The sequence below is a fragment of the Streptomyces sp. NPDC002537 genome (assembly GCF_053594975.1).
The window spans coordinates 1-15,005 of the sequence record NZ_JBSFWT010000068.1 but is presented as its reverse complement, the minus strand read 5'-3'; the positions used below and the strand labels follow the sequence as shown (position 1 = coordinate 15,005).

Below are 15,005 nucleotides of genomic sequence, written 5' to 3'. Positions count from 1 at the left end.
AAAAGCGACACCGATCTCTCATGGAGGGAGAACGAAGCGCGGAGAATACGTGAAGCCTGGCCCGCAGCAAGACAATTGCGGTCAGAGGGAATTAGTGTTCGGGTTTGATGGTCGAGGGGGACACCGTGCCACCCCCTTCGAACCGGCCGACGGTCCTTCGAAGGAAGCAGCCCGTGAAGATACTTCCCACCCGCGCCGCCAGCGTCTCCCGGCAGGGTCTGTGCACGGCCCTGCTCGTCGCCAGCCTCACCGCGGCGGTCGGCGTCAGCCCGCCGCACAACACGGCCGATGCCGACGAACCCACGCCCGGTTCCGAGACCCCCCAGGGGAAGCCGCACGGCACGCCCAACCTCGCCCTGCCCGATCTGAGACCCCACGGTCCGAACGGCGGCCTGCCGGGCACCCCCGGTGACAAGCCGGACGGTGCGACCGGCATCCCCGCGACGGCCCTGGACGCGTACCGCAAGGCGGAGGCCCTCGCCAAGGCCGAGCTGCCCAACTGCCACATCCCCTGGCAGCTCATCGCGGGCATCGGCAAGGTCGAGTCCGACCACGGCACCATCTTCGGCACCCGTCTGAACACCGACGGCACGACCGACAAGCCGATCCTCGGGCCCCGGCTGACGGGCAAGGACTTCGCCCTCGTCAGGGACACCGACGGCGGGTTCTGGGACGGCGACACCGAGTACGACCGGGCCGTCGGACCCATGCAGTTCATACCGTCCACCTGGAAGCAGATCGGCAAGGACGGCAACGGGGGCTACAAGAACCCCAACAACATCTACGACGCCGCCGTGGGCACCGCCCGCTACCTCTGCGAGGGCGGCCGGGACATGAACAACCCGGGCGACCTCCGCAAGGCCATCCTCAGCTACAACAACTCCACCCAGTACGTCGAAGCCGTCACCGAGTGGATGCGGGCCTACCAGAACGGCGCCGCGGCGCTGCCCGACCTGCCCGCGGGCACGGCACCGACGACGCCGTCGACCCCGGGCCCGGGCGGCAGCCGACCCGGAACCAGGCCGACGCCGTCCCAGCCCTCTCGGCCGTCGCAGCCGTCGCAGAACAGGCCGAGCACCCCGAACAAGCCCGGTACGCCCAGCACACCGACCACCCCGAGCAAGCCCGGCAAGCCGACCGAGCCGCCGAGCAAGCCCGACGGAGGCGACAAGCCGACACCGCCCGCTCCGGCCACGGCCCGTCTCGAACGGATCGGGGACGCGAAGTGGGAGGCCCTCGCGGGCGACGCCTTCGAGCAGCAGGCGAAGGTACGGACCACCACGAGCGCCGGGAAGCCGACCGCGGGCACCCGCGTCCGCTTCGAGATCATCGGCGACACCGGCGCCCTCTTCCCGGGCAAGGGCACCGTCTTCACCACCACCACCGGCAAGGACGGCACCGCCGCCGCGCCGAACGTCCTCGCGGGCGACCGGACGGGCCAGTTCACCGTGCGCGCCACGGTCATCGACGCCAACGGCAAGAACATCGACCCCGTCGACTTCGCGGCGACGGTGAAACCCGTCCCCGTGGACACGCTGGTACGCGTCGGCAACACGCCTCTCCAGGCCGGCCCGAACAGCTCTTTCGCCGAGGCCATCCAGGTCAAGGCACTGGGCAAGGGCGAGAAGCCGCTCGCGGGCGTCCCACTGACGGTCACGGTGGCGACGGCCGACGGCAGCAAGGACGTGACGTCCGGGCCCTACTTCAAGAAGGCGGACGGGACGAAGGTCCGCACGATCGGGCTCGGCAGGACGGACGAGAAGGGGCTGATCACGCTTCCGTCGGTGTTCACGGACGAGAACACGGGAGGGTACACGCTGCGCGTGACGACGGCGGAGGGGAAAGAACTGCTGATCCACCTGATGGTGGTGGTCCCCGACCGGACTCCGACCACGCCGTCGGCCACGCCGACTGTGCCGACTGCGCCGAAGAGCTGAGGTGGGGGGCGGGATTTTTCCCCAGTCCCGCCCCTTCCCGAACTGGGGGAGACCCCCAACCGCGCTCCGCGCGGTGTCCTCAAACGCCGGACGGGCTGAATTTCGCGGACCGTGGCTCTTTGACCCGCGGCCCTCAGGCTTGCGGCCCGCAGATTGCGGACTACGCCAGCAAAATCAGCCCGTCCGGCGATTGAGGACGCGGCCGCAGGCCGCTCCCGCCGCAGGCGGCAGCGGACCGGCACCCGGCTACGTCTCCTCGACCACCGGCTTGCCCGTCAGGGCGGCCAGGCTATGGCGGACATGAGCCATGTGCGAGCGCAGCTCCTCGCGCCGTTCGGCATGCTCGCGCAGCACCCGCTCCGTCTCGCGGACGATCCGCTCCTCACGGACCCGCGCCTGCGCGAGGAGCGCCGTGCCCTGCGCCTCGGCGTCCTCCTGCCCGTGCCGGGCGGCCTCCTCCGCCTCCGCGTAGCGCCGCTGCGCCTCGGCCAGCGCGTTGCGCGCGTACTCCTCCATCGCCGCGATGCGGACGTCGAGTGCCGCCTCGCGCTCGGCGATCTCGCGGCCCGCCGTGTCCCAGCGCTCCGCGTGGTCCTTCTCCTGCTCCGCGAGCGCCGCGGCCGTCCGCTCCCGCATCTCCTTGAGCATGTCGAACGCGTCGACGCGCCGCTTCTTCGCGTCGCGCTGGGCCGTGGCCTGGACGTCGTCGGCGACGGACTCGGCGGCCAGCGCGGCCTGCCGGGCCCAGTCCTCCGCCTCCGCCCGGACCGCCGTCGAGTGGGCGTGGGCCGCGTCCCGGACCGCGCGCCCGTGCGCCTCGGCGGCCTCCATCGCCTCCGCCGCGGCGGCGTCCGCGCGCTCCCGCAGCCCGGCCGCCTCCGCCTGCGCGGTGTAGAGCAGGCCCTGCGCGCGGTGCCCGAGCGACTCGTACGTCTGCGGCGGGAGCTGCTGCACCTGGTGCTGCAGACGCGCGACCTCGGTCTCCATCTCGCGGGCGAGCACGGTGAGCCGGGCCGCGCGCTCCCACGCCTCGTCCCGCCGCCGCGCGAGCTCGTCGAGGGCGCGCTCGACCTGCTCGGGGCGGTAGCCACGGCCCCGTACCACGGTGAAACCGTCAGGAGATACCGATGCACTCATCCTCGAAGCCCCTCATGTCCGGACAGCCGGTAATGCGACGCGGTCCCGCGCACATCATTCCTGGATGACGCAAGTGCACAGAGACCGACACGGCGGCCGGTCTCTAGAAGAGACCGTCCCACATCTGCTCCACCAGCACGGCCCACCAGTTCTCCGGCGACGACATCGCCGCGGGGTCCATGGCGGCCAACTGGTCCTGGAAGTCCACGGTCCAGCGGCCGGCCTGCTCCGGCGTCAGGCCGTAGCGCCACCGCCACATCTTCCCGAGCAACGCCAAAGAGCGTACGAACTGAGGGAGGCTCGTGTTGACGAACTGCGGTGGTACGGAACCTCCGTCCGGCCCCGCCTCCAGCGGCACGGCCACGATGTGCGCCGTTCCGTACTGCACGCAGAGCTGCCTGCCGTAGTCGCTGCCCATCACCAGGTACGAGCCCGCGTCCGGCGCCGGACGCACCCCGCGCTCCGCCGCGAGCTCCGCCAGCGTCGGCACCGGGCGGCCCGGCTGCGCCTGTCCCCAGAAGAACGGGCCCATGTCCACGGGCAGTCCGGCCCAGACGAGCGTCTGCGCCACCACGTCCGGCACACCCTGCCGCGACACCGCGCGCTGCTCGAACCGGAACACGCCCTGCGGGCCGAAGGACTCGGCCAGTTCACGCGCCAGCACGTCCGGGCCGACGGGCGGCAGCGGGTTCGGCCGGGCCGGCGGCACCCGGTTCGGCGCGGGCCGCGCCGGGCCGTCGGCGACCTGGTGCAGCTCGCCCTGATGCTCAATCAGATGCCGCATGCCCAGCTGCCGGGTCGCGTGGTCCCGGCCGTACGCGGCGGTGTGGCTGATCCGCACCTGCGGCCAGGTCTCCCGCACCATGCGGGCGCAGTAACCGCCCGGCAGATCACAGGACTCCAGCTCCGTGTGCAGCTCCAGCACCTGCTGCGGCGGCACGTTCATCGCACGCAGCTCGTGCAGGATCTGCCACTCGGGGTGCGGCGTACCGGGCGCGCTGCGGCGGATGAGCTGCTGCTCGGACCCGTCGGGCGCGCGGTAGCGCAGCACGGCCATGTAGCCGGGCCCCACGGTGGGCACCCCGGCGGGCGGCTGCGGATAGCCGTACCCCTGCGGGGCACCAGGGGCCTGCGGGGCGCCCGGAGTTCCGGGGCCCGCGAGCATGGTGGCGGCGTGATGCGCTTGCGCCTGCGGCGGCTGACCGGGAGCGGCGGGCGCGCCGGGTCGCCCAGGAGCACCCGGAGGGCCGGGCGGCACCGGAACGCCGGGGCCGCCCTGCGGGCCGCCGGGGCCCGCGAGCATGGTGGCGGCGTGGTGCACTTGCGCCTGCGGCGGCTGACCAGGAGCGGCGGGGGCACCAGGGGCACCGGGCCGCCCGGGAACGCCGGGGGCGTTCGGTGCGGCGGGGGCGCCGGGGCCGCCGGGACTGGCCAGCATCGTCGCGGCGTACGCGGCACCGGGGCCCTGCGGAGCGCCGGGAACGCCGGGCGCGGCGGGCGCGGGCGGAACCTGCGGGCCGCCCGGGCCCGGCTCGGCGAGCATGGTGGCCGCGTGATGCGCGCCACCGGGCGCCTGCGGCGGTACGGGAGCGCCCGGAGGCGCGGGCGGCACGGGCCCGGAAGCCGGGGCTCCCGGCATACCGGGGGCGCTCGGGGGCGGCGGCACGCCGGGACCCGCCTTCGGCGGCAGCGGGGGCTGCGCGATCGGTGCGGCCGGTGCGGCCGGACCCGCCGGGTCGTGGATCGCCGGGGCGATCGCCGTCGGCGGCAGGGCGCTGCCCGAGGCCATCAGGGCCGTCTTCGCCTCGGGTTGGACACCCGACGGCGGTGCGTCGTCCTCGTCCGTGCCCGACAGGGCCGGTGCGAGAACGGTGGCGGGCAGCCCGACGGAGCGGTCCTCGTCGTCATGGCCGACGCTCACGTCGGCGCCGTCCCACGGCGCCGCACCGGAACTGACGGAGGAATCGGCACCCGGCGCGGAAGCGGCAACGCCGCCGAGGGACGAGTCCGCCCCGGCGTCGGGCCACCTGGGCACACCGACGACACCGGCTGACGCACCGTCACCCGACGTGCCCACAGCCGAATCCGCCTCCGGCCACGCGGACGCACCGGCGACACCGGCCGACATCCCGCCGTCCACCGAACCCGCCCCCGACCACGCGGACGCACCAGCAGACCCAGCCGACGCACTATCACCCGGCACACCGGCGACACCACCCGGCAACTCGCCGTCCGCCGAAGCCGCCCCCGGCCACGCGGACGCTTCATCAACCGGCGCACCGGCGGCACCACCCGGCAACTCGCCATCCGCCGAAGCCGTACGCCCACCCCGGGTGGAATCCGCCTCCGGCCGCTCAGCCGCACCCGCGGATCCGACCGGCGCACCGTCACCCGGCGCGGCAGCGCCGACGGCGCCCGCCGACGGACCGGAACCCGGACCCGCCGCGGCAGCGGCACCCGGCAGGGAACCGTCCGGGCCCGGGGCCGAAGGCCCGGAAGGCCCGTCCGACCCGGCGGGTGCCCCCTGCGCCGAAGCCGGGGATCCCTGCCTCCGGTCAGGGATCCCCATGGCATCCGCTGCGTCCTGCAGCCACTGCGGCGGACTCAGCAGGAACGACGTCGCTTCCAGGTCCAGCCTCTTCGGCGGGGCGTCCGACGGCGGCGGGAGCTGTTCTTCCACGGATCCGTACTCCTCCTCGTACCGGCGGACGACCTCGCCCACCGGCAGTCCCGGCCACAGCGTGGTCTCGCCGCTGTCGCGGGCGATCACCAGGCGGGCCCGGCCGCCGTCCGAGACGGGGCCGTCCTCGCGGTCCTCCGCCCAGACCACGAAGCCGAGGTCGAACTCGCGGACCCGCACCTCGCGGTGCTGATACGCCGGCACATCGCCGTTGACCCAGCGTTCGGCGCGCTCCTGCGCCTGCGCGAACGTCACCATCCCGCGCTCACCCCTCCACCGGGACGGCGTACGCGAAGCCACCGTCGACCATCAGGTTCGCGACGGTCTCCAGCTCCGGCGGGCCACCGGCCAGCCGGGAGAGAAACGCGTCGAAGTCCTCGCCACAGGGGAGCAGCAGCCGCTCCACCCGCTCCTGCACCGTCCAGCCGTCCCGGTCCCGGGCGTCGTCGTACGGGCAGAACCACACCGTGCCGAGCGCGTCGCCCTTCACCTTCACCGCGAGGACGCCGCCCTGGACGAAGGCGACGCCCAGGTAGTCCTTGGTGAAGTGGTCGCGCAGGCACTTGTTCACATAGACCAGGTCGTTGACCGCGGCCTCGTCACGGACCGTGAAGAAGGGCTGGTCGATCAGCAGCCCCAGCTCGGCGTCCAGCGCGGCGCCGACCGGCGCGCAGCCGCCCGCCGCCTTCAGGAAGGCCCGGTAGGCGCCGGGCAGCCGGTAGCCGAGGTCTTCCTCGACGCCCTGGATCTGTTCCTCCGTCACCGCCAGGTCCCGCTGCGGCAGCGCGAAGTGCACCGGGCGGGTCTCCTGCAACGGCCGGGTGCCCCGCTTGTCCTGGTCCACGGCTGCCGTCGCCAGCCCGGCGTGGTGCCGCAGCAGCGCCTTCACCTCCGCCGGGACCAGCTCCAGCCGCCGCGTCCCGGGCACGTGGTGCCAGGTCCAGCCGTGCGGCGTCGCCACGGGCGGCAGGCTGGCCCACAGCTCGTGCCCGGCCGCGTGCTGGGCGGCGTTGGCCGACACATAGTCGGTCAGCCGCAGCTCGTCGACGCCGAAGCCCTCCGGCGGCTCCGCGATCTCCGCGGCGGCGCGCGCGTACGGCGAGAAATCCGGGAAGCCGTCCTCGTCCACCCGCACCCCCTTGGGGTGGCGGGCGGCCCGGACCGGGTCCGGGAAATGCACGACCTGCCCGGCGTAGGCCGCGTTCGGTGGCGCGGCGTGCTGCCCGAGCCGACCTGTCGTCATGGCGGATGCCCCCTGCTGACTTCGTCCCCTGACGGCCCGGACACGTGTGGTGGGCGCCGCGGGCCACCGGCCGCGCCACGGGGCGGCCCGGCCGGTCGGTGTCCCCATGACCGAGAACACCCCGTACGGACAGCCTATGCGCTGCCGCAAGGCGGAGACCGCCCCCAGGACCCCGTCCCAGAACGATCACACGGCACATCAACACCACGTGGCACGCCCCGAACGCCGACCTGACTTCCACACCCGGCTTCCCATTTGGCAGGCTGATCCCCGCAACAGGGGGATTGCACGGGAGGGAAGAACCACCATGCACACGACTCAGGACCGGCAGCCCGTGAACGAACGTGCCTCCGCGCCCGGAGATCCCCGGCTCACCTGGAGCGCCACCGACGACACCGACCGGCCACCGGCTCTGCTGCACCGGCGCGACGGCATCCTGCCCGCCGTCGCCGCCGCGCTGTCCGTCCGCGGCGAGACCCTGACCTGCACCGCGGGCAAGTCCGACCAGCCGCCGACGCTCCATCCGCTCGTCCAGGACTTCCTGGACACGCTCACCAGCGACCGCCGGGAACGCTTCACCGGCCGCTGCCCGGAGGCCGTCCTGCTGACCCGCTACCTGAGCGCGTTCGAGGCGGGCCGGAGCAAACGTGCCGCCCGCAAACCGCTCACGCACAGCGAGGCGAAACGCGCCCTCAAGCACTCCAAGCTCACCGCTCGGCACATCCGCGAGGACGGCGACCCCCGGCACGGCGGCTACGCGCCCCCCTGCCGCTCCTGTACGGCCCTCCTCGCCCACTTCGGCGTACGGACCGTCGACCCCGCCACCCCGACCAACGGCAAGGGCTGACCCATGCGCGCCTTCGACCGCACCGCCGCCACCCGCTTCCCCGTCGCCGTCGACGCCGCCCTCCGCGAGGCGGGCTGGCAGCCCGGCCGCTGGGACATCAAGGCCGCCGAGAGCTGGGCCGACGCCCTGCGCGCCCACGCCTCGCCCGCCGGGCACCGGCACACCGTCTTCCCGGCGGCCGTCGAGGCGTGGGCGGAGTTCGGCGGACTGCACATCGCCGCCCCCGGACCCGGCCGCCACATCGCGCCCACGCCCTTCCACATCGACCCGCTGCACGGGCTCCACCTCGCCCGTACGGTGGCCGACCTCGGCCGGGCGCTCGGCACCGACGTCTGCCCGCTGGGGCAGGAGGCGGACGGGCAGGCACTGCTGACGATCGACGCGCACGGCCGGGTCTACAGCCTCGACCACACCGGCGACTGGTACCTCGGCTCGGACATCGACCACGCGATCGGCGCCCTCGTCACGGGCGCCCGCCCCTCACGCCTCTCGGCAGGCCCGCGCGGCCGGTGAACCGGGAAGGACGGGAAGGACGGGAAGAAGCGGGGCCGGGACCAAAGGACCACCGACCCCGCAAGAGGCACCAACCGGCCAAATCAACCGCGAGATCCGGCCGACTTTCGCGCCACCGACCCGACGCCGGCTTTCGCGACGCCGACTTCTACGCCGCCGCCATCCCCGCCTCGGCGGGGATCACCGCGGAGACCCGGAAGCCGCCCGCGTCCGTCGCACCCGCCACGAACACCCCGCCCAGCGCGGACACCCGCTCGCGCATCCCGACGAGGCCGTTGCCGCCGCTCGGCAGACCGGCGTCGGCACCGCCGTCCGACGGGCCGTTCTCCACCTGGAGCGCCACCTCGCCGTCCCGGTGCGCCAGCCGGACGACGGCCTTCGCACCCGGCGCGTGCTTGTGCACATTGGTCAGGGCCTCCTGCACCACCCGGTAGGCCGTGCTCTCCACCCGCGCCCCGTACGCGCGCTCCTCGCCCTCGACGCACAGCTCCACCACCATGCCCGCGGCCCTCGACTGGCCGACCAGGTCCTCCAGACCACCCAGACACGGACCGTCACCGTCCGGGACCGCGGCGGGCACGACGCTCACGGACACCCGGGCCGACGCCGCCGACGCGACCTCCGCCAGCCGCTGCGACTCCGCGGCCGACGACTGCCCGGCCCCCGCGCCGTCCGACGACGTCCGCAGCACGCCGAGCATCTCCCGCAGCTCGGTCAGGGCCTGCCGGCCCATGTCGCCGACCAGGGCGGCGTTCCTCGACGCCTTCTCCGGGTCCTTCAGGGCCACCGCCTGCAGTGCCGCCGCGTGCACGACCATCAGCGACACCCGGTGCGCCACCACGTCGTGCATCTCCCGCGCGATCCGCGTGCGCTCCTCGTTGCGCGCCCAGACCGCGCGCTCCTCGGCGCGCTCCGCCAGCAGCGACAGCTCGCGCTCCAGGCCGTCTGCCCGCTCCCGCAGGCTCTCCACCAGACGGCGGCGGGCGCCCACGTACAGGCCCAGCAGCACCGGCGGGGCGGTCACGCCCACCGCCATCAGCGGCGAGAAGATCAGGGCCACCGCCAGGCTGGGCTGGTAGTTCCCCTCGGCCATGCTCTGGTGGAAGCGGACGAACGTCACCACGAACGTGCCCGCCACCGACACCGCGGCCAGCACCACCGTCAGCCGGCGCGGCACCTCGGACGCGGCCAGCGTGTAGAGCCCGACGACGGTGAGGATCAGCCCCATCTCGGCCGGTGTGACCGCGATCGACACCAGCACCACGGCTATCGGCCACCGCCGCCGCAGCACGAGCGAGGCCCCGGCCAGGACGCCCAGGGTCACACCGAACGCCTCCGGCAACCCCGCGTCACCCGCGAAGGAGACCCCTTCCCACGTGCACTCCAGTGCCGACAGCAACGCCAGCACCACATCCAGCACCAGACTCCGGCGCTTCTCCCACCACCACGGCCCTGCGGGCGCGCCCCGCGCGCCCGCCTCCGCGATTGCCCCCGTTGTGGTCATACCACCCAGACTACGGGCGACCGCCAACGGTTTTCCCTTACGTGCGGCAGCTGTGTACGGCAGCACGACATGTGTGCGGGCAGGGGCGGAATGGGTCGATCTCCCCCGAACTATTGAATCGGCCGCATTTTCGGGACATGCGCGATCGGACACGGCGAGGCTGACGCCATGACCCAAGCGAAAACAGAGCTCCGGGCCCGTGCCCGGGAGCTACGACTGGCAGGCAGGACGTACGACGAGATCGTCACGGAACTGGGGGTGGCGAAGAGTTCGGTGTCGTTGTGGGTGAGGGATCTGCCGAAGCCACAGAAGACGGCGGAGCAGATGCGCGCGATGAACGAGGCGCGGTGGGTGCCGCACCGGCGGGAGCAGGCGTTCATGCGCCGACAGACCAAGATCGACGCGGCGCACGAGATCGGCCGGATGACGGATCGGGAGCTGTTCCTGCTCGGCGTCGGGCTGTACTGGTCCGAAGGCGCCAAGAGCAAGCCGTACGCACTGCGGGAAAGGGCCGTCTTCATCAACAGCGACCCCGGCATGATCCAGGTCTATCTCGCCTGGCTCGCACTGCTCGGCGTGGAGGCCGACCGGCTCCAGTACCGCGTGATGATCCACGAGTCGGCCGACGTCGCGTCCGCCGAAAATTACTGGGCAGAGCTCATCGGCGTCGACCTCGCCGCCTTCAGCAGGACGACGCTGAAAAGACACAACCCGGAGACAGTCCGCAAGAACGTCGGAGAGGACTATCGAGGATGCCTCGTGGTCAGCGTCCGGAAGAGCGCTGACCTATACCGTCGCATCGAGGGCTGGTGGTACGGCATAGTGTTGGGTGCCAGAGCGACGATCTAAGCGATTGACCGCTTTGGCATGGTTTGCCATCCGCCGTAGTGTAATTGGCAGCACGGCATCCTTTGGAGATGTTCGGTCTAGGTTCGAGTCCTAGCGGCGGAGCTCAAAGTTCGAATACTCGGGTCCCGACCCCCAGGTCGGGACCCGCTCGCGTTTCCCCCTCCGAACGCACCGGTATCCTTCGGATGTCCACCACTCGAAGCCGAAGGGCACACCCGTGAGCGCCAACCGCCCGGCAGCCGTCGTCGTCCTCGCAGCGGGTGAGGGCACCCGCATGAAGTCGGCGACCCCGAAGGTCCTGCACGCCATCTGCGGCCGTTCCCTCGTCGGACACGTCGTCGCCGCCTCCCGCGAGCTGGACCCCGAGCACCTCGTGGTGATCGTCGGGCACGAGCGCGCGAAGGTGTCGGCGCATCTGGCGGAGATCGACCCGGCCGTCCGCACCGCCGTGCAGCACGAGCAGAACGGCACCGGCCACGCCGTCCGCATGGGCCTCGAAGAGCTCGGCAACAGCGGCGTCGTCCTGTCCGGCACCGTGGTCGTCGTCTGCGGCGACACCCCGCTGCTGACCGGCGAGACGCTCCGGAAGCTCAGCGGTGTCCACGCCGCCGACGGCAACGCCGTCACCGTGCTGACCGCCGAGGTCCCGGACTCCACCGGCTACGGCCGCATCGTGCGGGACGAGGCCACCGGCGCCGTCACCGCGATCGTCGAGCACAAGGACGCGACCGAGGCGCAGCGCGCCATCCGCGAGATCAACTCCGGTGTGTTCGCGTTCGACGCCCAGCTGCTCACGGACGCCCTCGGCAAGGTCCGTACGGACAACAGCCAGGGCGAGGAGTACCTGACCGATGTGCTGGGCATCCTGCGCGAGGCCGGGCACCGGGTGGGCGCCGCCGTCGCCGGGGACCACCGGGAGATCCTGGGCATCAACAACCGCGTCCAGCTCGCCGAGGCCCGCAGGCTGCTCAACGAGCGCCTGCTGCACGCGGCGATGATGGACGGCGTGACCGTCGTGGACCCGGCCTCCACCCTGGTCGACGTCACCGTGACCTTCGAGCGCGACTCGGTCGTCCACCCGGGCACCCAGCTGCTGGGCGCGACCCACGTGGCCACCGGTGCCGAGGTCGGCCCGAACTCCCGGCTGAAGGACACCAGCGTCGGTGCGGGCGCGACCGTGGACAACACCGTCGCCGTCGGCGCGGTGATCGGCGAGGGCGCCACCGTCGGCCCGTTCGCCTACCTCCGCCCCGGTACGCGGCTGGGGACGAAGTCCAAGGCGGGCGCGTACGTCGAGATGAAGAACTCCGTGATCGGCGAGGGCACCAAGGTGCCGCATCTCTCCTATGTGGGCGACGCCACGATCGGCGAGTACACCAACATCGGCGCCGCGAGCGTCTTCGTGAACTACGACGGTGTGCACAAGCACCACACGACGATCGGCTCGCACTGCCGGACCGGCTCCGACAACATGTTTGTGGCGCCTGTCACGATCGGGGACGGCGCGTACACCGCCGCCGGCTCGGTCATCACCAAGGATGTGCCCCCGGGTTCGCTGGCCGTTGCCCGTGGGCAGCAGCGGAATATCGAGGGCTGGGTGGCGCGCAAGCGCCCGGGAAGCGCAGCCGCACAGGCCGCTTCCACCGCTCAGCAGGACGGCCGGGAGACCGACGCCGAGCAGTGACCGTGACACGGGCCGCGCCGTGCGGGGCGTACCGTGATAAGCGCACACAAAGCGACATCCAAGGAGACTGTGCTGTGACCGGGATCAAGACGACCGGCGAGAAGAAGCTGATGCTCTTCTCCGGCCGCGCCCACCCCGAGCTTGCCGAGGAGGTCGCGCACCAACTGGGCGTCGGCCTGGTCCCGACCAAGGCATTCGACTTCGCCAACGGCGAGATCTACGTCCGCTTCCAGGAGTCGGCCCGCGGTGCGGACTGCTTCCTGATGCAGAGCCACACGGCTCCCATCAACAAGTGGGTCATGGAGCAGCTCATCATGCTCGACGCGCTGAAGCGCGCGTCGGCCCGCTCCATCACCGTGGTCGTGCCGTTCTACGGCTACGCCCGCCAGGACAAGAAGCACCGCGGCCGTGAGCCGATCTCCGCGCGCCTGGTCGCCGATCTGTTCAAGACCGCGGGTGCCGACCGGATCCTCACGGTCGACCTGCACACCGACCAGATCCAGGGCTTCTTCGACGGCCCGGTGGACCACCTGTTCGCGCTGCCGATCCTGGCGGACTACGTGGGCGCCAAGGTCGACCGCGACAAGCTGACGGTCGTCTCCCCGGACGCCGGCCGCGTGCGCGTGGCCGACCGCTGGTGCGACCGCCTGGGCGCGCCGCTGGCGATCGTCCACAAGCGCCGTGACAAGGATGTCGCCAACCAGGTCACCGTGCACGAGGTCGTCGGTGATGTGAAGGGCCGCGTCTGTGTCCTGGTCGACGACATGATCGACACCGGTGGCACCATCTGCGCCGCCGCCGACGCGCTGTTCGCCAACGGTGCCGAGGACGTCATCGTCACCGCCACGCACGGTGTGCTGTCGGGTCCGGCCGCGGACCGGCTGAAGAACTCCAAGGTGAGCGAGTTCGTGTTCACCAACACCCTGCCGACGCCGGGTGAGCTGGAGCTCGACAAGATCACCGTGCTGTCGATCGCGCCGACGATCGCCCGCGCCGTGCGCGAGGTCTTCGAGGACGGTTCGGTGACGAGCCTCTTCGAGGAGCAGGCGTAGTCACGCGCTGACTGATCGATTTCTGGGCGGCCTCCCCGCCGGGTACACTTCACAAGTTGCTCGGCGAGGGAGGCCGCACCTTTGTGCGGCGGTCCGTTATCGACGCGCTCTTCGTAGCAGGTCTGTATGGGCCGGGTAACGGCCGTCAGATCGTTGGTTTTCTCTACGAGGAGTGCGCATGTCCGAGGTCAAGATCCCCGCACAGATCCGCCGCGAGTTCGGCAAGGGCTTCGCCCGCCGCGCCCGTGTCGCCGGTCAGGTTCCCGCCGTTGTCTACGGTCACGGTGGCGAGCCGGTTCACGTGACCCTGCCGGGCCACGACATGATGATGGCGCTCAAGACCCCGAACGTCCTGCTCTCCCTGGACATCGAGGGCCGCACCGAGCTCGTCATCCCCAAGGCCGTCCAGCGTGACGCGCTCAAGGGTCACCTGGTCCACGTCGACCTGCTGGTCGTCGCCAAGGGCGAGAAGGTCACGGTCGAGGTTCCGGTGCAGACCGAGGGCGAGCTGGCCCCGGGCGGCAACCTGCTCGAGCACGTCCTGAACACCCTGACCGTCGAGGCCGAGGCCACGCACCTCCCCGAGGCCGTCGTCGCCAACATCGCCGGTCTCGAGGCCGGTGCCTCCGTGCTGGCCAAGGACGTCGTCCTGCCGGCCGGTACCACCCTGGCCGTCGACGCCGACACCGTGGTTCTCCAGGTGCTGGCCGCCCAGACCGAGGCTCCGGCCGAGGCCGAGGGCACCGAGGCCTGATCCTCGCCCCGGTTTTTCTTTCCGACCGCCGTCCCGCTCCAGTGGAGCGGGACGGCGGTTGGCGTATGAAGGAGGTATGCGGATGACGGACGACTCCAGCCCCTGGCTGATCGTGGGCCTCGGCAACCCCGGGCCCGAGTACGCGGGCAACCGGCACAACGTGGGTTTCATGGTCGCCGACCTGCTCGCGGAGCGCATGGGCGGCAAGTTCAAGGCCCACAAGTCGCGGGCGCAGGTGGTGGAGGGGCGGCTGGGCGCGCCCGGCCCGTCGAGCCGCCGGGTGGTCATCGCGAAGCCGATGTCCTTCATGAACTTGTCGGGCGGCCCGACGACGGCCCTGCGGGACTTCTACAAGGTGCCGGCGGAGCGGATCGTCGCCGTCCACGACGAGCTGGACATCGACTTCGGCCAGCTGCGGCTGAAGCTGGGCGGCGGCGACAACGGCCACAACGGCCTGAAGTCCATCACCAAGGCCCTCGGCCCGGACTACTGCCGCGTCCGCTTCGGCATCGGCCGCCCGCCGGGCCGTATGCAGGTCGCGGACTTCGTCCTCAAGGACTTCTCGTCGACGGAACGCAAGGATCTGGCCTTCGAGGTGGACCGGGCCGCCGACGCGGTCGAGACCCTGATCGTGGACGGCTTGGAGCGGGCGCAGGGCACGTACAACTCGTAGCCCCCGGTCATCCCGCCGTTGCCTCCCCCAGCTACCGCTGGGAGGTGCCCCCAGCGGCGGGGGCGGCCTGCGGCCGCGTCCTCAAACGCCGGACGGGCTACGGTGATGTTGGTGAGGGTGGGTGCGGCCTTG

The 15,005-nt window shown here is 72.0% G+C and carries 12 protein-coding genes and 1 tRNA gene; 9 read left to right on the top strand and 4 right to left on the bottom strand.

All coding sequences use genetic code 11. The features are described 5' to 3' along the window. The first annotated feature begins 173 nt into the window (after window positions 1-173). Window positions 174-1,937 (top strand): transglycosylase SLT domain-containing protein, encoded by a 1,764-nt coding sequence (locus ACWD4A_RS26125; RefSeq protein WP_451197622.1) that lies wholly within the window; start codon window positions 174-176, stop codon window positions 1,935-1,937. 246 nt (window positions 1,938-2,183) lie between these two features. Here ACWD4A_RS26125 and ACWD4A_RS26120 read toward each other — a convergent pair whose 3' ends face one another. The 3 genes from ACWD4A_RS26120 to ACWD4A_RS26110 form a co-directional block, all read right to left on the bottom strand. Continuing rightward, complete coding sequence (locus tag ACWD4A_RS26120; RefSeq protein ID WP_451197621.1) at window positions 2,184-3,074, bottom strand: cellulose-binding protein; 891 nt, start codon at window positions 3,072-3,074, stop codon at window positions 2,184-2,186. A 103-nt stretch (window positions 3,075-3,177) separates the two neighbouring features. Continuing rightward, complete coding sequence (locus ACWD4A_RS26115) at window positions 3,178-6,012, bottom strand: SUKH-4 family immunity protein (RefSeq protein ID WP_451197619.1); 2,835 nt, start codon at window positions 6,010-6,012, stop codon at window positions 3,178-3,180. A gap of 7 nt (window positions 6,013-6,019) precedes the next feature. Beyond that, window positions 6,020-6,997 carry an SMI1/KNR4 family protein gene (locus tag ACWD4A_RS26110; RefSeq protein ID WP_451197617.1) on the bottom strand — a complete coding sequence of 326 codons (978 nt, stop codon included), beginning with the start codon at window positions 6,995-6,997 and terminating at the stop codon, window positions 6,020-6,022. A 307-nt stretch (window positions 6,998-7,304) separates the two neighbouring features. Between ACWD4A_RS26110 and ACWD4A_RS26105 the strand changes: the two genes are divergently transcribed. Together ACWD4A_RS26105 and ACWD4A_RS26100 are read left to right on the top strand one after the other, a co-directional pair. After that, complete coding sequence (locus tag ACWD4A_RS26105) at window positions 7,305-7,844, top strand: YwqJ-related putative deaminase (protein ID WP_451197615.1); 540 nt, start codon at window positions 7,305-7,307, stop codon at window positions 7,842-7,844. Window positions 7,845-7,847: 3 nt separating this feature from the next. Continuing rightward, a complete protein-coding gene (locus tag ACWD4A_RS26100; RefSeq protein WP_451197613.1) occupies window positions 7,848-8,357 on the top strand; it encodes an SUKH-3 domain-containing protein in 510 nt (169 codons plus the stop codon). Window positions 8,358-8,505: 148 nt separating this feature from the next. Here the strand turns inward: ACWD4A_RS26100 and ACWD4A_RS26095 are convergent, their stop codons facing one another. Beyond that, window positions 8,506-9,861 (bottom strand): histidine kinase, encoded by a 1,356-nt coding sequence (locus ACWD4A_RS26095; RefSeq protein WP_451197611.1) that lies wholly within the window; start codon window positions 9,859-9,861, stop codon window positions 8,506-8,508. Between the two features lie 168 nt (window positions 9,862-10,029). On the opposite strand from ACWD4A_RS26095, the gene ACWD4A_RS26090 reads away from it, so the two are divergent. The 6 genes from ACWD4A_RS26090 (at window position 10,030) to pth (ending at window position 14,873) form a co-directional block, all read left to right on the top strand. Next, the gene (locus tag ACWD4A_RS26090) at window positions 10,030-10,710 is read left to right on the top strand and encodes a hypothetical protein (protein ID WP_451197610.1); all 681 of its coding nucleotides are present in this window, start codon (window positions 10,030-10,032) and stop codon (window positions 10,708-10,710) included. A 29-nt stretch (window positions 10,711-10,739) separates the two neighbouring features. Next, window positions 10,740-10,812, top strand: a tRNA-Gln gene (locus ACWD4A_RS26085). A gap of 115 nt (window positions 10,813-10,927) precedes the next feature. Further along, entirely contained in the window at window positions 10,928-12,394 is a 1,467-nt protein-coding gene (glmU, locus tag ACWD4A_RS26080; protein WP_451197608.1) for a bifunctional UDP-N-acetylglucosamine diphosphorylase/glucosamine-1-phosphate N-acetyltransferase GlmU, read from the top strand. 74 nt (window positions 12,395-12,468) lie between these two features. Beyond that, window positions 12,469-13,446 carry a ribose-phosphate diphosphokinase gene (locus ACWD4A_RS26075; RefSeq protein WP_366006304.1) on the top strand — a complete coding sequence of 326 codons (978 nt, stop codon included), beginning with the start codon at window positions 12,469-12,471 and terminating at the stop codon, window positions 13,444-13,446. Window positions 13,447-13,624: 178 nt separating this feature from the next. Then, entirely contained in the window at window positions 13,625-14,200 is a 576-nt protein-coding gene (locus tag ACWD4A_RS26070) for a 50S ribosomal protein L25/general stress protein Ctc (protein ID WP_451197606.1), read from the top strand. Window positions 14,201-14,282: 82 nt separating this feature from the next. Then, the gene (gene pth / locus ACWD4A_RS26065) at window positions 14,283-14,873 is read left to right on the top strand and encodes an aminoacyl-tRNA hydrolase (protein WP_451197604.1); all 591 of its coding nucleotides are present in this window, start codon (window positions 14,283-14,285) and stop codon (window positions 14,871-14,873) included. The last annotated feature ends 132 nt before the right edge of the window (window positions 14,874-15,005 follow it).